Origin of the sequence: Sodalis praecaptivus (genome assembly GCF_000517425.1) — a bacterium.
GTDB classification, from domain to species: Bacteria; Pseudomonadota; Gammaproteobacteria; order Enterobacterales; family Enterobacteriaceae; genus Sodalis_A; species Sodalis_A praecaptivus.
The window spans coordinates 1,160,816-1,180,629 of sequence record NZ_CP006569.1; the positions used below are offsets into that span (position 1 = coordinate 1,160,816).

Annotated in this window: 17 protein-coding genes; 12 read left to right on the forward strand and 5 right to left on the reverse strand. The window is 56.5% G+C overall.

Annotation, left to right across the window (positions count from 1 at the left end; genetic code table 11):
- Positions 1–2: 2 nt before the first annotated feature.
- The 4 genes from arnT to SANT_RS05210 all read left to right on the forward strand — a co-directional run bounded on the left by arnT (position 3) and on the right by SANT_RS05210 (position 3,308).
- Positions 3–1,655, forward strand: coding sequence for a lipid IV(A) 4-amino-4-deoxy-L-arabinosyltransferase (gene arnT / locus SANT_RS05195; RefSeq protein WP_025421242.1), 1,653 nt, complete (start codon positions 3–5; stop codon positions 1,653–1,655).
- A complete protein-coding gene (gene arnE / locus SANT_RS05200) occupies positions 1,652–1,987 on the forward strand; it encodes a 4-amino-4-deoxy-L-arabinose-phosphoundecaprenol flippase subunit ArnE (protein ID WP_025246307.1) in 336 nt (111 codons plus the stop codon). The genes arnT and arnE overlap by 4 nt, the downstream gene beginning before the upstream one ends.
- Positions 1,984–2,379: a 4-amino-4-deoxy-L-arabinose-phosphoundecaprenol flippase subunit ArnF gene (gene arnF / locus SANT_RS05205; RefSeq protein ID WP_025421243.1), complete on the forward strand. Its 396-nt coding sequence runs from the start codon at positions 1,984–1,986 to the stop codon at positions 2,377–2,379. The genes arnE and arnF overlap by 4 nt, the downstream gene beginning before the upstream one ends.
- Positions 2,380–2,696: 317 nt before the next feature.
- Entirely contained in the window at positions 2,697–3,308 is a 612-nt protein-coding gene (locus tag SANT_RS05210; RefSeq protein WP_051440115.1) for an undecaprenyl-diphosphatase, read from the forward strand.
- Between the two features lie 206 nt (positions 3,309–3,514).
- On the opposite strand, the gene SANT_RS05215 is transcribed toward SANT_RS05210, so the two are convergent.
- A complete protein-coding gene (locus SANT_RS05215; RefSeq protein WP_025421245.1) occupies positions 3,515–4,984 on the reverse strand; it encodes a SulP family inorganic anion transporter in 1,470 nt (489 codons plus the stop codon).
- Positions 4,985–5,163: 179 nt separating this feature from the next.
- Positions 5,164–5,808 carry an HAD family hydrolase gene (locus SANT_RS05220; RefSeq protein ID WP_025421246.1) on the reverse strand — a complete coding sequence of 215 codons (645 nt, stop codon included), beginning with the start codon at positions 5,806–5,808 and terminating at the stop codon, positions 5,164–5,166.
- 749 nt (positions 5,809–6,557) lie between these two features.
- Between SANT_RS05220 and SANT_RS05225 the strand changes: the two genes are divergently transcribed.
- Positions 6,558–8,702 (forward strand): TonB-dependent siderophore receptor, encoded by a 2,145-nt coding sequence (locus SANT_RS05225; protein WP_025421247.1) that lies wholly within the window; start codon positions 6,558–6,560, stop codon positions 8,700–8,702.
- A gap of 80 nt (positions 8,703–8,782) precedes the next feature.
- Here SANT_RS05225 and SANT_RS05230 read toward each other — a convergent pair whose 3' ends face one another.
- A complete protein-coding gene (locus SANT_RS05230) occupies positions 8,783–9,562 on the reverse strand; it encodes a transporter substrate-binding domain-containing protein (protein ID WP_025421248.1) in 780 nt (259 codons plus the stop codon).
- Positions 9,563–9,932: 370 nt separating this feature from the next.
- Between SANT_RS05230 and uxuA the strand changes: the two genes are divergently transcribed.
- The 5 genes from uxuA (at position 9,933) to SANT_RS05255 (ending at position 16,048) form a co-directional block, all read left to right on the forward strand.
- Complete coding sequence (gene uxuA, locus SANT_RS05235) at positions 9,933–11,120, forward strand: mannonate dehydratase (RefSeq protein WP_025421249.1); 1,188 nt, start codon at positions 9,933–9,935, stop codon at positions 11,118–11,120.
- 97 nt (positions 11,121–11,217) lie between these two features.
- A complete protein-coding gene (locus SANT_RS05240) occupies positions 11,218–12,690 on the forward strand; it encodes a fructuronate reductase (protein WP_025421250.1) in 1,473 nt (490 codons plus the stop codon).
- Positions 12,691–12,930: 240 nt separating this feature from the next.
- Positions 12,931–13,707, forward strand: a complete 777-nt coding sequence (gene uxuR, locus SANT_RS05245) for a Uxu operon transcriptional regulator (RefSeq protein WP_025421251.1) — start codon at positions 12,931–12,933, stop codon at positions 13,705–13,707.
- A 306-nt stretch (positions 13,708–14,013) separates the two neighbouring features.
- Positions 14,014–15,417 (forward strand): hypothetical protein, encoded by a 1,404-nt coding sequence (locus SANT_RS05250; RefSeq protein ID WP_025421252.1) that lies wholly within the window; start codon positions 14,014–14,016, stop codon positions 15,415–15,417.
- Between the two features lie 250 nt (positions 15,418–15,667).
- Entirely contained in the window at positions 15,668–16,048 is a 381-nt protein-coding gene (locus SANT_RS05255; protein ID WP_148296241.1) for a hypothetical protein, read from the forward strand.
- Positions 16,049–16,436: 388 nt separating this feature from the next.
- Here SANT_RS05255 and SANT_RS23215 read toward each other — a convergent pair whose 3' ends face one another.
- Complete coding sequence (locus SANT_RS23215) at positions 16,437–16,832, reverse strand: VOC family protein (protein ID WP_237234652.1); 396 nt, start codon at positions 16,830–16,832, stop codon at positions 16,437–16,439.
- A 91-nt stretch (positions 16,833–16,923) separates the two neighbouring features.
- Positions 16,924–17,319: a VOC family protein gene (locus SANT_RS05265; protein WP_025421255.1), complete on the reverse strand. Its 396-nt coding sequence runs from the start codon at positions 17,317–17,319 to the stop codon at positions 16,924–16,926.
- A 228-nt stretch (positions 17,320–17,547) separates the two neighbouring features.
- Between SANT_RS05265 and SANT_RS05270 the strand changes: the two genes are divergently transcribed.
- Positions 17,548–18,441 carry an AraC family transcriptional regulator gene (locus SANT_RS05270; protein ID WP_025421256.1) on the forward strand — a complete coding sequence of 298 codons (894 nt, stop codon included), beginning with the start codon at positions 17,548–17,550 and terminating at the stop codon, positions 18,439–18,441.
- Between the two features lie 296 nt (positions 18,442–18,737).
- Entirely contained in the window at positions 18,738–19,379 is a 642-nt protein-coding gene (locus SANT_RS05275) for an SDR family oxidoreductase (RefSeq protein ID WP_025421257.1), read from the forward strand.
- Positions 19,380–19,814: the final 435 nt, after the last annotated feature.

Below are 19,814 nucleotides of genomic sequence, written 5' to 3' on the forward strand. Positions count from 1 at the left end.
GAATGAAAGCCATCAAAGCCGGTGTCGGGCTGCTGCTCGTCATCGCCCTGTATTATCTGCTGCCGCTGGCGTTTCGCGGCCTGTGGCAGCCGGATGAAACGCGCTACGCCGAGATAAGCCGCGAGATGCTGGCGAGCGGCGATTGGATCGTCCCCCATTTCCTGGGCCTGCGTTATTTTGAGAAACCGGCCGTCGGCTATTGGATCAATAACCTGAGCCAGTGGGTGTTTGGCCACACCAATTTCGCCGTGCATTTTGGTTCCACGTTCTCCATTGCTCTGACGGCGCTCATGGTGTACTGGCTGGCGCGGCGTTTATGGCAGGATCATCGCCTGGGGCTGACGGCGGCGGCGATTTTCAGCTCCTGCCTGCTGGTCTATAGCATCGGGACCTATGCGGTGCTCGACCCGATGATCGCCTTATGGTTGGCGGCCGCCATGTGCGCTTTCTGGCAGGCGGCGCAGGCGCCCCGCGGTTGGCGTAAAGGCCTGGGCTATCTGGCGGTGGGCGTTGCCTGTGGGCTGGGGTTCATGACCAAAGGCTTCCTGGCGCTGGCGGTGCCGGTGCTCGGCGTACTGCCGTGGGTCATCGCGCAAAAACGCTGGAAAGAGGTGTTGTCTTACGGGCTGCTGGCGGTAGTCGGCGCCGTGGCGACAAGTTTACCCTGGGTCATCGCCATCGCGCGTCGCGAGCCGGATTTCTGGCATTATTTCATCTGGGTCGAGCATATACAGCGCTTCGCGGAAGATAATGCCCAGCATAAAGCCCCTTTCTGGTATTACCTGCCGGTGCTGCTGGCGGGGACGCTGCCCTGGTTGGCGCTGCTGCCCGGCGCGCTGCACGGCGCCTGGCGTGAACGTCAGGCGCAAAGCGGGGCGTTCTATCTGCTGGGCTGGGTCGTGATGCCGCTGCTGTTTTTCAGCCTGTCGAAAGGCAAACTGCCTACCTATATCCTGCCCTGCTTCGCGCCGTTGTCCCTGCTGATGGCGCGCTATGCGACGGCGTGGGGCGGGCGGGCGCTGAAGGTCAACGGGGCGATCAATCTGCTGTTCGGGCTGCTGTGCGTCGTCGCGTTAGCCGGCGTGTTGGCCCCCTGGGGGCTGGCGCGGCATCCGCTTTTCGGCCCCGATGAAGGCGGCAAAGTGCTGCTGGGGGTGCTGAGCTTTGTGATCTGGGCGGCCGTGGGCGGGCTGACCCTGCGCGCGCCGGCGGTACGCTGGCGCTGGGCGGCGCTGTGTCCGCTGGGGATTGCGCTGTTGGTCGGACAGGCGATACCGCAGCGGGTGATCGACGCCAAGCAGCCCCAGTCATTTATCCAGGCGGTGCGCCCGCAGCTGGAGAATAGCCGCTTTATTCTCGCCGATAGCGTCGGCGTGGCGGCGGGACTCGCCTGGGAGCTGCAGCGCAGCGATATTGGGTTATTTGAACGCCAGGGAGAGCTGGCCTATGGCTTGAGCTATCCCGACGCCGCAGGCCGTTTTATCCGCGAGGAGGGGTTTTCTGACTGGCTGCGTGAACGCTGTAAAGAAGGGTCGGTTGCGTTGGTGCTGCTGCTTCCCAACGGCGAGTCGCAGATTGACCACCTGCCGCGCGCGGATGAAACTTTCCGCCGCGGACGGCTGGTGCTGTTGTCATACCATCAGCGCCGGCCATGATTTATCTACTGATTTTCCTCGTCAGTCTGCTTAGCTGCGCCGGCCAGCTATGCCAGAAACACGCCGCCAGCGCGGTGCCCGGCGCCGTGCGTCTCCGGCATCGGGTGCGCTGGCTGGCGACAAGTTTGCTGCTGCTTGGCGTCGCCATGTTGGTGTGGCTATGGGTATTGCAGCGGGTGCCGGTAGGTATCGCTTACCCGATGTTCAGCCTTAATTTTGTGCTGGTGACCCTGGCCGCCCGTTGGCTGTGGCGAGAGCCCGTGGAATGGCGTCACGGCGTCGGCCTGCTGTTGATCGTGGCGGGAGTGATGGTCATGGGGGTCAATCTGTGAGGGGCTATGGCTGGGGGTTATTCAGCGTGGTATTGGTCAGCGCCGCGCAGCTGCTGATGAAATGGGCGATGATGCATTTGCCGCCGCTTGCCGCTCCCCGCCTGTGGCTGGACCCGGGCAACGCGGTGGCTATAGTGCTGCTGGCGGGCGGCTTACTGGCCTATGCCTGTTCCATGGGCTGTTGGTTCATGGCGCTGCGCCGCTTGCCGCTGAATAAAGCCTATCCGCTGCTCAGCCTCAGCTATGTCCTGGTGGCGGCCGGTGCGCTGATGATCCCCGAATTTCACGAGCGGTTTACGCTATCGCGTCTGATGGGTGTGGCGTTGATTTGCGGCGGCCTGCTGCTGATTTGCCTACCCGCCCGGAAGAAGGACGCCGCGCCGCGCCGCTGAGGGCGGCGGCCGCGCCTTGGCAACTCTCAGCCTGACCCTTAGTCGCTGTCGCTGTCGCTATCGGGGCAAAACCTGTACGCCGCGACGCGCGTGGCGGCGTACGGTATAAGGGCGAACGCCGCGCCCTGGCAATTCTCAGCCTGGTCCTAATGTTGCCTTCAGGTCAGGGTGGCACAATAGGCCACTTCGAGCCGCGGCGCGAGCGTTCGCGATTGCTCGCCGCGCGGCGCAGGGCAGGGCCTGGCGCCCGATGACCCACATCACGACGTACAGGATGCGCGATATTCCCCTGCATTGTTCAACTAGGGATAGAAGCTATGACAACTTTCACGCCGGCTTTGGAACAGCTTAACGTTTATTTGTTTCAGTTAATCAACGCCCCCGCCGCCGTCAGCGCCGGCATGCTGCGGGTGGGAACATTCTTCGCCAGCGACGCCGTGGCATTGTTTCCCCTGGTGTTGCTATTCAATTGGTTTTGGCGCGGCGAGGCGCAAAAAAAGGCCGTGCTCTACGCCCTGTTTAGCATGCTATTGGCGCTGGTTATCAACATCACCATAGGTATGGTTTGGCAACATCCGCGGCCGTTTATGATCCCTCTCGGGCAGCATTTCCTCTATCACGCGGCCAATAATTCCTTCCCAAGCGATCATATGTCGCTGGCCTGCGCCATCAGCTTTAGCCTGATAGGCGGCGGCACGCTGCGGCGGCAGGGGCTAGCCCTGTTCGCGGTCAGCGTGCTGGTCGCCTGGGCCAGGGTGTTTATGGGCGTTCATTTCCCGCTCGATATGGCGGCATCGTTGGGCGTGGCGCTGGTGAGCGCGGGGTTGAGTTTGCGGAGTGTAACGGCGGTAAACGCCGTGTATGCCTATGTTTACCCCCGCTACCATGCCCTATTCGCCGCCGGTATACGAAAAGGGGTGATCAAATAATCGACCGGCCGCGTTCTTCGCTTGCTTGCCTTTGCCGCGAGGCGGCCTGCGGGTTAAGGGCATGACGCATTACCCGCCTGCCGTTCGCTATCCTGCCGCCGCAGCCGCAGCCGCCGCCGTCGCAGCCGCCGCAGCCGCCGCCGTCGCAGCCGCCGCCGCCGCCGTCGTCGCAACCGCAGCCGCCGTCGCCGGTCCGCCGCCCGCGGTCACGACAAGCGGCCGGTCAGGCGCCGATGAAAATCGCTGCTGCGTGCGTCAAGGCCGGTAAAGGTTACCTCGGCGCCCTGCGCCTGATATTTGGTGACAATGGCGTCCAGCGCGGCCACGCTGGAGGCGTCCCAGATTTGCGAATGGGTCAAATCAATAATCACCGTCGCCGGATCCTGACCATACGCGAATCGCTCAATGAGATCATTGCTGCTGCCAAAAAACAGCGGGCCGCGCACCCGATAGTGCACCTGGCTGCCGTCGGCGGCCAGCTCCCGCTCGGCATTGATCACATGCGCCACGCGGCGGGCAAACAGCATCATTGCCAGCACCACGCCGCCCAGTACGCCTACCGCCAGATTGCCGGTCCAGACCGTTGCCGCAACGGTGACGCTCATCACTAGCGTTTCCGAAAAGGGCATTTTGCGCAGCGTGCCCGGGTTAACGCTGTGCCAGTTGACGGTTTTGACCGCCACAATCATCATCACCGTCGCCAGTACCACCATCGGAATACGCGCCATCACGCCGCTTAACGCGGTCACCAACAACAGCAACATCAGCGCCGCCGTAAAGGTGGAGAGGCGGGTGCGCGCTTGTCCCAATTGTACATTGACGAGGGTCTGTCCTATCATCGCGCAGCCGGCGATCCCGCCATACACGCCGGCGCAGAGATTGGCCACCCCCAGCGCCCATGACTCGCGGCGCTTGCTCGAGTGGCTGTCGGTCAACTCATCCACCAGCTTGGCCGTCAGCAGCGATTCCAGCAGGCCAACAAACGCCACGCTGAGGGCCGTGGGCCAGATGATCCGCAGGGTTTCGGCGGTTAACGGCACGCGCCACTCGGTTAAGCCGGGCAGTCCGGCCATCATGGGGCCTGCGTCCCCGACGGTCGGTACCGGCCAGCCGCCCCAGACCGCGATGACGGTCACGACAACGATCGCCACCAGCGACGAAGGCAGGGCGGATGTCAGGCGCGGCCATGCGAACATAATCACCCCCGTCAGCGCAAACAGAAGCCAAACCTGCCAGGCGTGATGCAGCAGGTGCGGTACCTGAGCGACAAAAATCAGAATGCCCAAAGCGTTGACAAAGCCCACCATGACCGAGCGCGGGATATAACGCATCATGCGCGCCAGACCCGCCAGGCCAAACAGGATCTGCACGCTGCCCGCCAAAAGCACCGTTGGTAAGATATACGCCACGCCGTGGACATGCACCATCGGGCCGATAACCAGCGCCACCGAGCCGGCGGCGGCGGTGACCATGGCGCGGCGCCCGCCGAGCAGCGAGGTCACCAGACACAGCACAATCGATGCCACAAGGCTGACTTTGGGGTCGACGCCGGCGATGACCGAAAAGGAGATCACCTCCGGCACCAGCGCGAGCGCGGTGACAATACCCGCCAGACATTCACGCGCCAATAAACGGGGTACGCCGGGCGCGGCGGGGGAAAAGGGCGTTTTTGCCATGTAATTCCGTTAACCAGGGATAGGAGTAAATGAATGCGGCGGAGAACCGCCCTGAGCGGCAGCTTGGTAACCGCTAATCGGTACCCGTTCGCGCCATCACGGCGCGCGGGCACGGTAGGTGAAGAGTGTAAACGACTTTGCGCCGAGATGCTTCGTTTACGATGGCGTTCAGGTTATCTCTATGGCTGCCGGCAGAGGATCGCGGGTAACGCGTGAAGATCGTCAAGGGCGATCCCAGGTGTCTCGCGCCTGGCGTCTTGCAGTAGCGCCCAGGGTCCGCGACGTAAAAATACCGCCAGCATTCCCGCCTGGCGTGCAGGGAGCACATCATTATCCAGTCTGTCGCCCACGTAGGCGACCTCGCTCGGTTTAAGGCCCGGCGTCGCGGCAAGGATCTGCTGGAAAAAGCGCGGATCGGGTTTTTCTACCCCCCAGGATGCCGAAGAGCGAATGATATCCGCCGGCACTCCCGCCAGGCGCAGCGCCTGTTCCACCGCCTGGGGTTGATTACCCGCAATACCCACCAGTATACCGGCCTGGCGCAAACGCCTCAGACAGGGTAGGGCGTCCGGATAAAGATCCGTCGCGCGCAGGCGGTAAGATTTGCCGGCCTGTTCGCGCTGCTGCTGCAACTGCTGAAAATCACTGTCCGGCCGCACCAGGCGGAATATCCGACGATGATGTTCGCCTCGAGCGATGACGGCGCCCAGAGCGGCGAAAAATGTCAACCGGGAGAGCCCGAGAAAATCGGCCCACTCCGCCCATTCCCGGCTTTCATCGACCAGCGTTTCGCCCACGTCGAAAAATACCGCTTTGATTGCCACAGGTTTACTCCTCTCGCCGCCGCGGCGCGCCGTTACCTTGCCTATCATGCCACGCGGGCGGCCTACCTGTAACGCTAAAGAGGGATAGGGTATGGCTGCTGGCGTAAAATAACAGCCGTGTTACAGACCGCTATGGCGGAATATTAAGGGCGTCCACGCTAATCGGTATTAGCCGGCGAACGAGAATAGTTGTTAAGGGGCGCTTCCCGCCGCTGCCGCCGCTATTTTTCGCCCGCCAGGCCAACGGCGCAGTTATTTTACGTCGCGAGCTAAAATAAGCCGGAAACGGGACGCTAATCCTTAATAAAGACAGGGTATTCCCGTTGCGGGCACAAATAAGCCGGCAATGGGACGCTAATCCTTAATAAAGACAGGGTATTCCCGTTGCGGGCACAAATAAGCCGGAAACGGGACGTTAATCCCTAATAAAGCCAGGGTATTCCCGTTGCGGGCACAAATAAGCCGGAAACGGGACGCTAATCCCTAATAAAGCCAGGGTATTCCCATTGCAGGTAAATGCCGGCAGGTCAACTCGCGTTAAACCGGATCCCCGACGCTAAATGACATCATCCCTAACACTATTTTTCATAATTAATGCATTTGTAAATAGAATGCTTGCAAAACATAAATAGAAAGATAATTATTATCATCCGCATTCAAGCCAGAATTGCCAGGGAATGCTTTCATCATCGCGCGTTTAAGATGAAACACGCGCGGGCGCTGTACGGTTTTAGAAAGAGATAACGTGAATGACTAACGCTTTCAGGATCAAAACATCTGTGCTCCTTTGCTCTATGGCCTTAGCCCTACCGCTGACGGCGGCCGCGGAAGAGACCATCGTCGTTACCGCTCAACCGGACGCCGGCGCCGATGCGCCCACCGCGGGGTACACCGCCAAGACCAGCACCGGCGCCACCAAAACCGATAAGCCCCTTATCACTACCGGACAATCCATTTCCGTCATTACCCGTCAGCAAATAGACGATCAGGGCGCGATGGATTTAAATCAGGCGCTGAATTATACCCCGGGCGTTTTCACCAATTTCGCCGGTGCGGCGACGCGTTTTGATACTATTTCGCTGCGTGGATTCCACGGTGGTGATGTGGATAATACCTTCCTTGATGGTTTACGAGTCATGAGCGACAGCGGCAGCCATAATAACCTGCAGGTGGATCCGTGGTTTCTCGAACGCGTGGATGTGATTAAAGGCCCTTCATCCGCGCTTTATGGCCAGACGGTACCGGGCGGGCTGGTTAATATGACCACCAAACGCCCGCAATTCATCGAAGAAGGGCATTTTCGGCTCTATGGCGGCACGCAAAATACCCAAGGCGGCGCGTTTGACTATACCAATGCCATTAACGATCAATGGGCTTTTCGTATAACCGGCATGACCCGCAGCAGCGATACCCAATACGCTCATACCCGCGAGGAACGCTACGCGATTTCCCCTGCGCTGATGTGGCAACCCAATGAAAACACCACCTTGTTGCTCAAAGCGTATTTGCAAAAAGATCCGTCTGGAGGCTATCACAGCGCGGTGCCGGCCGACGGTAGCCTGAGCGAGCGCCACGGTTCCCGTTTAAGCCGCAGCTTTTATGACGGCGAGAGCGATATGGATCAATATAAGCGCCGGGAGCAAATTTACAGTTATGATTTTTCGCATACCTTCAACGATACCTGGTCGGTACATTCCACCGGGAGTTATACGCATGCCAATGTCTCGATTGATCAGGTGTATCAAGGCGGCTGGGTAGGGGATAGCGATTTGCTGAGCCGTTATTATACCGGCGAGCGCTCCTCCCTGGATGCGTTTGCGATGGATAACCGGGCGCAGGCGGATTTCAATACCGGCGCCGTTGATCATAAGTTGGTGCTTGGCGCGGAATATCATCAATATAAAAATGATTTGTGGGACGGCGGCGCCTATGGGACCTATTTAAATGCCGCCACCGGCGCCTCCGCGGGCAGCGCGTTGTTCCAGGATCCTGCATTGACGATTCCCGGTTACTATAATGACAATAACAATCAACGTCGTTATTACCAGACCGGCGTTTATCTGCAAGATGAAATGGTCATGGATCAATGGCACCTGGATGTATCGGGCCGCTACGATCGTATCGTGTCCAAGCAGGTTAGCCACAGCTATGACACCTCGGTTCGCCGCGCCGATGATCACATCAGCGGTCGGGCTTCGCTGTTGTACGCCTTTGCCAACGGGGTATCGCCCTATATCAGCTATAGCCAGGCCATCACGCCAACATCACTGACCGGCGCCGACGGCAATTTACTCAAACCGACCACCGCCGAACAATATGAGGCCGGCCTGAAATATCAACCTGTGGGCAGCTCGAGTCTCTATACCATCGCCGTTTATGATTTGATGCAAAAAGACGTCGCCAATCGCGATATCATTACCGCCACCTATACCCCGTCGGGAAAAGTACACTCACAGGGAATTGAGCTTGAGGCCCATAACCAAATCACCCCTCGCCTGAGCACCCTTGCCGGCTATTCTCTTAATCACGTTCGCTTTAAAGACTCCGTAGACGGCAATGACGGCCATACCCCTTATGTTACCCCCAACCAAACCGCATCCTTCTGGGGCCATTACCGCTTTGATTATGGCATCAGCGTAGGCGCCGGCGTCCGTTATATCGGTAAGCAGTGGGCGGATAACGAAAACACCACCCGCGTGCCGTCCGTGACGCTCCTGGACGCATCGCTGCGCGCCGATTTGGGGGCGTGGGACGGCCGCCTGAAAGGCGCATATGTACAGGTGAATGCCAACAACCTCACCGATCGCGACTACGTCGCGGCTTGTTATGGCACCGGTTACTGCTATTGGGGCGCGGAACGTTCGGTAATGGCCACGGTCGGCTATGACTTTTAAGCCGGCGTAAAGGGTGAACGCCTGACGCTTGCCACGCGCTTTCAGCCGAGGGCGGCCGCCTGCCAATGGGGCCGCCGCCGCTAGCCGGCTGTCGCCGCCCGCCATTGGCGGGCCAGCGCACGATAACTGCCGTCTGCCTGATGCAGATGCAGCCACTGGTCGACATACCTTTTCCATACGCTATCGTCCCGCGGCAGCATATAGGCTTTTTCGCCGTACTGTATCGGCACATGGGGTTGCACGGCGCACAATGATGGATAACGTTGCTGCTGAAACAAGGCTTCCTCCACGTCGGTAATCATGACATCCGCCTTTTGGTCAACCAATTGTTGGAAAATAGCCGCGTTGTCATGGCTCAACATCAGCGTCGCGCGCGGCAAGTGTTTACGCACCACCGCTTCATTGCTCCCTCCCGCTGGGGCGATGATCCGCACCGCCGATTGATTCATCTGCTCAATGCTATGCAGTTGAGGCCGGTCCACGCAGCGTACCAGCGGTATTTTGCCCTCGACGCTGAGCACCAGCGAGAAACTGGCTCGTTTTTGGCGATCCAGCGTAACGGAAACCCCGCCCACGGCGATATCGCAGTCGCGCGCGCTAAAATCTCTCATCAGGCTCTTCCAGGTGGTCGGTACCCACTGGATACGGGCCGGCAAACTGTCGGCCAGCGATTGCGCCATCGCGATATCGATGCCTTCATAACGGCCGTCGGCGCGTAAAAAGCTATAAGGCCGATAATCGCCTGTGGTACAGACCTTTAATACCCCCTGTTGCAAAATACGGTCGAGGCGCGATTGCGCCCAACCGCCGCCGCTGATGCTGATGCTGAGCAAAAGAAAAAACCGTAGCGCGTGCGTCATGATGCGATCTCCCTATCGTGGCTGTAGCGGCATCCAGTGGCCGCCGGTAAACCGATTATGCCGTCATTCTTGGCGGGCGTAGGGTCAATTGGCGGTCAATAACTTATCGCCCCGCAGGCCGTTATCACGCCGTTAATAAGACGGACGGCCGCAAGGTTAAACGGTACGGCGTTCCCTCTAGACGGCGATAAAATGTGATTTGGTTAACCAAATTGCGCATCATGGTTGACATCTGGCGGGTTTTGGCGGAATTTATAGGCCAAAATAGCAGGTGGTAGCCAAAAATCGATTTTTTTGGTAGACCAATTTGCGCATTACGCTACGTGTATGCTCGAGGCTGCACGATGATCGCTTATCGATGAGGTGGAAAATGAAACAGACCTGGCGCTGGTATGGCCCTAACGATCCGGTCTCGCTGGCTGATGCGAGACAGGCCGGAGCCACAGGCATCGTCACGGCATTACATCAGATCCCGAATGGCGAGGTCTGGACGGTGGAAGACATCTTGCAGCGCAAAGCGATAGTGGAAGCGGCGGGGCTTGAATGGTCCGTGGTGGAGAGCGTGCCGATTCATGAGGATATCAAAACCCACAGCGGCAACTACGATCTGTGGATCCGTCATTACCAGCAAACGCTGAGGAACCTGGCCGAATGCGGGATCCGGACGGTGTGTTATAACTTCATGCCGATTTTGGATTGGACGCGCACGGATCTGGAATATGTATTGCCGGACGGCGCCAAAGCCTTGCGCTTCGACCAGATAGCTTTCGCCGTGTTTGAATTGCATATCCTGCAACGTGCGGGCGCTGAAGCGGACTACAGCGCGGAGGAGATCGCTCAGGCGGCCCAGCGCTTTGCCGAGATGAGCGCCGAGGACAAAACGCGCCTCGCCCGCAATATTATCGCCGGCTTACCGGGCGCCGAAGAGGGATATACGCTGGAACAATTTCGCGCCCAGCTCGCGCGCTATCAGGGGATCGATCACGGCAAATTACGGGAAAACTTCGCCTATTTCCTGCGCGCCATTATTCCGGTGGCGGAAGAGGTGGGGGTGCGCATGGCGGTGCATCCCGACGATCCGCCGCGGCCCATCCTGGGACTGCCGCGTATTGTTTCCACGGCGGATGACATGCAGTGGATGGTGGATACCGTAGACAGTATGGCTAACGGCTTTACCCTGTGTACCGGCTCCTATGGCGTGCGCGCCGACAACGATTTGGCGGCGATGACCGAGCGGTTCGGGCCGAGGATTTACTTTGCTCACTTACGCTCGACCCAGCGGGAAAGTAATCCTAAAAGTTTCCATGAAGCCGCGCATCTGGCGGGAGACGTGGACATGTTTGCGGTTGTCAAGGCTATCGCACACGAAGAGCAGCGGCGTAAGGACGCCGGACGGGAAGACGCGATTCCGATGCGCCCCGACCACGGGCACCAGATGCTCGACGACCTGAAAAAGAAAACCAATCCGGGCTATTCCGCCATCGGCCGGCTCAAAGGGCTGGCGGAAATACGCGGCCTTGAACTGGCCATTCAGCGCGTCTTTTTTGCCGATCGCTAAACCGCTTAGGCACGGCAACGCCCGTGCCGTTTAATTCTATTCTGTTCGGTTTGCCCAGGGTGCACTGCCCCGGCAGACCGAATGGCAGGAGGCATTAATGGAAACAACTATCGCCACGGGCACGCTGAGCGTCGCCCGGCCCGCCTGGGATACTTCACGCCTGGCGGCGCGGATGGTGCATTTGGGCTGTGGCGCTTTTCATCGCGCCCATCAAGCGCTATATACTCACCATCTGCTGGAAACGACGGCGTCGGACTGGGGATATTGCGAAGTCAACCTGATGCCGGGCAACGATCGGCTCTTGATTGAAGCCTTACGCAAGCAGCGGTGCCTGTATACCGTCGCCGAAAAAGGCGCCGACGCCACCGAACTCAAAGTCATCGGTTCAATGAAAGAAGCGCTGCATCCCGAGCTGGATGGCTGCCGCGCGATCCTTGATGCTCTGGTGCGTCCGGAAACGGCCATCGTTTCGCTAACCGTCACCGAAAAAGGCTACTGCGCCGAGCCGGCCAGCGGTGAACTCGATCTTAATCATCCGCTGATTAAGCACGATCTGGCCACGCCGGATCGGCCGAAATCCGCCATCGGCTACATTGTTGAAGCGCTGCGTCTGCGCCGGCAACAGGGTCTGCGGCCGTTTACCGTGATGTCCTGCGACAACCTGCGTGAAAATGGTCAGGTGGCGCGCATAGCGGTCTTGGGGCTTGCCCGGGCGCGTGACGCCGGCCTCGCCGACTGGATAGCGCAGCAGGTGACGTTCCCCTGCACCATGGTTGATCGCATCGTGCCCGCCGCGACGCCGCAAGCGTTGCAGGAGATTGCCGATGCCCTTGGGGTTGACGATCCCTGCGCCATCGCCTGCGAACCCTTTCGCCAATGGGTCATAGAAGATAACTTCGTTAATGGCCGCCCCGATTGGGACCGGGTCGGTGCACAGTTTGTGGATGACGTGGTTCCCTTTGAGATGATGAAACTGCGCATGCTTAACGGCAGCCACTCCTTTTTGGCCTATTTGGGTTACCTGGGGGGATGTGATGCTATCGCCGATACCATGACCCATGCGCAATATCGCCAGGCCGCCCTGGCGCTGATGATGCAGGAACAGGCGCCGACGCTATCGATGCCGGCCGGCACGGATTTGGCGGCATATGCCAAAGGGCTAATCGAGCGCTTCAGCAATCCTTCACTACGTCACCGCACTTGGCAAATCGCCATGGACGGCAGCCAGAAACTGCCGCAGCGCATGCTGGATCCGATACGTCAGCACGTGGCGGAGGGGACGGATTTTCGTCATCTGGCCTTGGGGGTCGCGGGCTGGATGCGTTATATCCTGGGTGAGGACGAGCAGGGCAATGCCATTGAGGTGGTGGATCCCTTAAGCGGCACCTTCCAAACGCTTAATCAACGGTATCCGCGCGGTCCTGAGCGTGTGCAGGCGTTGCTCGGCATCCGCGCTATTTTCGGTGACGATCTGCCGGCGAATGCGCGCTTCGTCACGGCGGTCACCGAGGCCTATGAACAGCTGTGCCGGGTAGGGGCTAGAGCCGCGGTGGAAGCGCTGTGCCGTTAGCGCGCCGGGCCAGTACGCGCTGATATCCGCGCGTCAGGAACGGCACGAATCGGGTAACGCCGTCTCGCTAGTAAGCGGCGCTGGTCAACCAAAGCGGCGAGAGGGCGCCCAAAATGGTATTGCGGCCGTAAGTGTGACATTATAGCTAACGGGCCAGGTATCGGCGTGGTTGGGGCTTCCCCCGCGATTGCGCCGCTTCCTTCTCTTTAAGAGATGTTAACCGACATAGATAAAGCCACGATGAAATCGAGTCTTATACAACAGCGTCCGTACCAGCAAGTGGGCAGCATCCTGCGCGACATGATTGCGCAAAAGCGCTACGCGCTCAATGAACGCTTACCTCCCGAGCGTGAGATTGCCGACATGCTAAACGTAAGCCGAACGCTGATTCGGGAAGCGCTCATTATGTTGGAGCTGGAGGGGCTAATCGAGGTCCGGCGCGGCGCGGGTATCTTTGTCATCAGCACGCCAGACATGCGTCAAGGCGGCAAGGATGAGGGTGCGCAAAATGTTTGCAACGATGCGGGCCCGTTTGAGCAACTGCAGGCGCGACAACTGCTGGAAAGCAACATCGCGGAATTTGCCGCCCTGCAGGCCACCCGTGAAGACATTATAAAAATGCGTCAGGCGCTCCAACTGGAGGAAGAAGAGTTGGCCTCTGATTCTCCCGACGGGGCGGAGAACGGCGATATGCATTTCCACCTGGCGGTTGCCGCGGCCACCCATAACAGCATGTTGGTCGAGCTGTTCAAACAGTCCTGGGAGTGGCGCGAAAATAATCCCATGTGGATCCAGCTGCACCGCCATTTGGATAATACCCGTTATCGTAAAGAATGGCTGCATGACCACAAACAGATCCTGGCGGCGCTTATCAAAAAAGATCCGCGCGGCGCCAAATTTGCCATGTGGCAACACCTGGAGAATGTCAAACATCGTCTGCTGGAATTTTCTGATGTCGACGATATTTATTTTGACGGTTATCTGTTTGAATCCTGGCCCTTGAGCCACAGCGAATAACGCCCAAAGCACCGCTCGGGTCGGAATCTCTACGGTCCGACGCTTCCTGATGTACGCGCCGCTTACACAGGCACGCTTGCCCCGGGTAAGCGTGCCGGGTACTGCTCACTATCCCACGCTTTAGCCTCATTTTCCTGCTTATCATGCCTGTCATCGCTTGCGAGCGACGCGGAAAAACGCCGAAGATATCTCGGTAAATCACCTGATGGTGTCAATCAGAGTGCCGTCTATAGTGGTGCAATTATGTTCATTTAGGGCTATCTCGCTGTGTTACATGGTGAGGCGATACTGATAAGGGCGAACTCTATGTCGATTGTAATTAAAACCTCCCCTTTTTTACCCTTCAATAGAACCATAAGTAGTGACAAAATTGCCCGCGCCATCAACAGTGACAACAAAGCGGACGCCATGGCGTTAAACCTCTGGGATAAAATTAAAGATTGGTTTTGTGGGACCAAAACCTGTGAGGTGCTGGAAAAGATTTTTGTTATTACGCATGGCGAAGGCAACATGACGACGCAACAGGCTCTGTCAAAAGTCATTGCATTTTATCAATTGCAGGGGATGGCTTATCCCATTCATGATGATAAATTCCACGCCGTTGTCACATCCAATGGCGAGGGGAGTTATCGGTTCAGTTTCTCTATTGCGGGCGTCATGAAGGGGCAGAGCCTGTGCTATGGTAAGCATGAGGGAGATATCAGGGCAATACAACGCCATGCGTTAACGAATGACAGTGAATTTCTGCTTCCGGCCCATGTTGGCGATAAAACCGTCGGATGCGCCATAAGCAGTATTAGTTACGATAAAGAACGCAATGAATTTAATGGGGTATCACAAGCGAATCAAGGCAGGTTATCTCTACACTTGTTGAGTGACGCGGCCAAAGATCGCCTCGCGCGGCATCCCGAGCTTGCCCAGGCGTGGGTTTCATTGCAAATGAAAACCTTTGATTTTTATGCAAGGCTTTATTCTGACCTGGAAGAAAAGGCCAAACTGGCCGAGATAAATATTGTAGAGTCCGAAGAGCATTGGCTGCATTGTTTTGCGAGATCCCTTAAATCTCTTTACCAAAGCAGAAACGAGATGTTCGCAAATGAACTCAATGACAATGGTTGGAAGGGGCTTTTAACACTGGGCGAACCCTTTTATGACAAGCCCCTCTCCCACCAATCTGGCTGGGGCGAAAAGATGTATGCCGAACCCGTCTATGCCGAGCCGGCCGATGCTTTCTCTGATGATGAGGAACCTCTGTATGCCGAGCCTGTCAATGCTATTTGTGCCTTTGAGGAGCCCCTGTATGCTGAGCCCGTTTATGCCGAGCCTGCCTATGCTATCTCTGGTTATGACCAACCCTTATATGCGGAACCTGCTTCTATCGGCCGTGGTGAGAATCAACTCCAGCGTTCAGGATCACCTATTCCCTCATTCGTTAGCCCAAGGAATAACCTTCACGAAAACCGAGGTGACAATCATCATAATGTGACCGGGCACAATGACGCTAACTTAGCTGCAAATTCGCCTCTGGCTTGCAGGCAATCAGAGAAATATTACCATGGCCCGTTAAATGGAGATATTTACGCGAAAATTGATAAACTAAAAACAGGAAAGACGTCTAGTTTATTAGAGGAAATTATCAGTGAGGTGAGAGTGAATGAAGCGAAGTTTCCCCTACTGGCGGCCTACGTGAGGAAGCATAATATGATATGAAAAAACAGTCCTGATAGTGTTATTGTTTAAATGACATGTCTCTATGCCGGCATCTGTTTTGCCTGAATGCCTGATAATAATATACTGGCCAAGGAGTCAGTAAAAAGAAGACCTTATTTAACGATTAGTGCCGTACGCGATGTAAGGTGGGTCCAAGCAGTAATGCTGCTTAGGTGCCGAATTTTAATGGTATTGAAATTACGTTGGGCTTAAGATCTCTGGGCGTTTATATAATATTAAAGAGGCCGATATGACTATATTTCTTTATGCCAATGGCGCATCGCAAAAGTGCACTGCAAGTAGAGAAGACAGCAAATTCACAGGGGCAGAAAAGGGTGGGGCAGGACGCCTTTCACGCGCGGCGGTAATGGGGAAAGTGTATAAATTTGCCAGTAAAGTGATGAGTGTCAAAAATACGGCCATCGCCTTTATCAAAAAACACCCCAAGTCAATTACTACGGCTATTGGCATCACCACGCTGCTGGTGGGCGTGTCGATCGCGAACCCCGCGTTGATGAGCACTGGCATTGCCACTGTGGTCTCTGCAATTATTTATATTCCACCGCCAATGACCTCCGAACAGGGCGACATTGCCGCTAGTATTAAAAATAAACGCAATATCACAGAATGACGCTGCTTAAGTTATTCACGGTTGCGCTATGTATCGTCACCCCGGCCTGATGTGAGCTCATTTCACGGCGTCATGGTCTTGGAGAGGTTTTTGGCTTGTCCACAGTAGCGCTTTACTCTATCGCGCCGGCACCGGTTAAGCCGCCGGCGTGAACCCGTGAGGCATAATCGTGCGGCAACAAGGGTTTTTAGCGTTAGCGTTTACGCTGATCATTCACTGATTGGAAATGTTCTCCTTGACGTCCGTTCCCTGCGCCGGTGAACCGCGTGCTCATCGCTAGTCCTCCAAAGCGGCCTAGTTTATAGGGCGCGCTCGGTCAGAAACGGCGTCATAATGCCATAGGTTGTTGCACCCTTTTTTGCCGGGTATTTTTACCTGATGCTTTGGTTTATCTCTGTTGACACACGACTTCCAGATTATTGCCATCAGGATCCAGAATGTAGGCTGCATAATAATGGTCGTGGTAATGGCGGCGTATCCCCGGCGCGCCATTATCTTTACCGCCAGCCCGTATGGCGGCCGCCCAGAACTGGTCTACGGTGGCGCGCTCTCGAGCAGAAAAGGCCACATGCACTGGCGCAACCGTCGAAGCACAATCGTGCAGCCAAAGACGTGGATACCCCTCGGGTCCAAGACCATGGCGAAAACCTCCCGTGCGGTTATGGGCCGGGTCGACGGTTATCACCAGGCGAAACCCCAGTGGCGCCAGCGCCTGCTGATAAAATTGTCGCGAAAGTTCTGCATCCGTTACCGCAATTTCAAGATGGTCAATGACAGACATCATGTTCTCCTACAGTTGAGCGTTAACCCTTGAGGCTTCAGAGACATACCGCGGTTGAAAGCCAGTACGCCGTCAAGCATAAAGGTTTATCCTGTTAGTGCTGCCACTGCTTGTAGACAAATTCAAGGCTATAGCCATCGGGGTCCCGAACTTGAGCCGCATAATAGCGCGGGTCATAGTGGCGTTGTGCTCCCGGGGGATGTATTTCCGTCGCGCCTGCCGCTAGGGCTTGGGCATGGGCCTTATTGACTTCCTCTTCCGAGTGGGCAACAAATCCAATATGCACGGCATCCGTTGCCACCGTTCCTTGTCTTAGCCAGAAAAATACCCGTCCGTTGGCGCCAAACCCCTTCAAGTCGGGGTGGCCTGGGGGGCCGTCTTTGCCGTCATAGTCGTGGCGCCGGGTTATACCCAGAAGGGGCAATACCTTCGCATAAAAAGCAATAGAACGCGGTATATCGCTTACGGTAATAAAGATATGATCCAGCATGTTGTGCTCCTCTCGCAAATGATATGGCTGCCGGAAACCTCCAGTGTCTGGGCATTAATCCAACCACCGGTAATCAAAACACAACGCATAAATTCCGCCTTCAGGGTAACGTTTGACTTGGGCAAGCGTACGCCGGCGCTGTAATTCTGGCTCATGCAATTCTCTTCAATCATTGCCTGATTCTGCTTTTATGTTGTTGCGGATACCGGGGCGTGGTATGTATTGATAATGGAAGAACAATTGTATGAACTCCGTGCGCTGGCTTCCGGGGCCGGGAATCAGCGTACTGTGACCGGTATACCCCGCGTGGCGATGGTTCAAGGGGAGATCCCTGAGCATCGATTAGCCGCGATATATGAACCGATGATTAATCTGATCCTGACCGGATCAAAAAGCATGACGGTGGGGAACAGAACCTACCAATACGATCCTGCCACTTACTTCGTGATGTCGGTGGATTTGCCAGCCGTCGGTAAAGTTTATGCGGATAAAAAGACCGGCGCGCCTTATCTTGCCGTTAGTCTGACGCCCGAACCGGAAATTATCGCGGACCTGCTGGCCGGATTGCCCGCCTCGGACACCGCCGCGCGTTGTGATTCGGGCTTTGCTGTCGCGCCCGTTACGGTCGAATTATTGGATGCCTGGATAAGACTGTTACGTCTGATGAACAAGCCCGAGGAAATTGCCGCGCTGGCGCCGGCGTATGAACGGGAAATTCTGTTCCGGGTTCTCCAGGGTCCGCTTGGCTGGATGCTACGCGATATTGCAACACCCGAAACCCATCTGTCACGAATTTATGCGGTGGTAAATTGGCTAAAGCAGAACTATATGCAGGCCGTGAGGGTTGACGCGCTGGCTGATATGGCTGCGCTCAGCGTTTCGGCGTTTCATCGTCACTTTAAGGCAATCACAGCGCTAAGCCCGGTGCAATATCAAAAAAGGATCAGGTTAATGCAGGCGCGGGCAAAGCTTGCCGCCCGTGGGGAGACTATCACCACCATTGCGCTGTCTGTCGGTTATCAAAGCCATACGCAGTTCAGCAGAGATTATTCGCGGTTGTTCGGCCGACCACCCTCAGCGGATCTCGCCCGTATAAAACACGGCGGTAGCTTGCTTGAATAGGGCATATTCCGTCTGGCCCGAAGATTGGCTCTATCCCTGAGAGCGCAAGCCAACGCCGCAAAGAGAATAACCGGGACCTGCGCGATTTGTCGGTCAATCACCCATAAGCCTATCATCGCGAGGCGTGGTTTCTTATCTTGGCGATGACAACAGGCTGCTTAGCGGCGATGCCACTTTTATAGGGTCCGCCACGGTCCATAGACTACGATTAAGAAAGCCTGTTGGCTAAGATCACAACCGATCGAATTTCATCATCATTCTCCAATGGTGGAGATAAACGAAATAAGGTGTGTGCTATGAGCAACATTCTCATTCTTGGTGCCGCCGGGAAGATCGCGCAGCACGCCATTAAGCAATTTCTCGGGCAAAAGGTGGGCTTTCTGACGCTGTATTTACGCCAATCGGCACGTCTGCACAAGCTGGCGAGTGAACATGTCAGGGTAATCGAAGGCGATGTCACGGACACGCGACATCTACAGGAAGTCGTACAAGGCCAAGATATCGTCTATGCAAATCTGGCGGGTGACGACATTGAGGATCAGGCGCGATCGACCGTTAGCGCGCTTGAAGCGGCTGCTGTCCCACGTCTTATATGGATTTCGACCCTGGGTATTTACGACGAAGTTCCCGGTGCTTTCGGCAAGTGGAACCATAAGATGTTGGACGATGGTTATCTTGAACCTTACAGCGCCGCCGCCAACGTTATCGAGTCCTCGTCGCTGGACTATACGATTGTGCGGCCAGCCTGGCTCACCGACAGGGACGAAGTGGATTATGAGCTCACTCAGAAGGGGGAACCTTTCAGAGGCACGGAGGTTTCACGCAAAAGCGTCGCCGACCTTGTGGTAAAATTGGCGCGGGATCCTAAACGAGCGGTACGTGGTTCCGTCGGCGTAAATAAACCCGGCACCGAGGGTGATAAGCCGTCCTGGTATTAATCGCGCACGCTAGCGGCGCAAACGAATGATAATTTGCCGATACCGATACCGATACCGATACCGATACCGATACCGATACCGATACCGATACCGATACCGATACCGATGCCGATATCGATGCCGATACCGATACCGATACCGATGCCGATACCGATACCGATGCCGATACCGATGCCCCGGTGCCGATGCCTTTTACTTTCGGCACCATGAAAAGAGATGTTAATGGGACATCAAGAGCTTATGACAATAGCGTAAGCCCGGCAATGCTTGTGTGGTTGAATGTACCATGCAAGCATTTTTCAGATCGGCTTGCCGATTCCACAGGCGGGTCGGCATCACTATTTTCCAGGGGCGGGCCGCAATGGCCCAGCGGCGCATAAGCGTAACGCCAAACTGACCGCTTAACATTTTCGTTAACCCTACCGCGCTAACCGC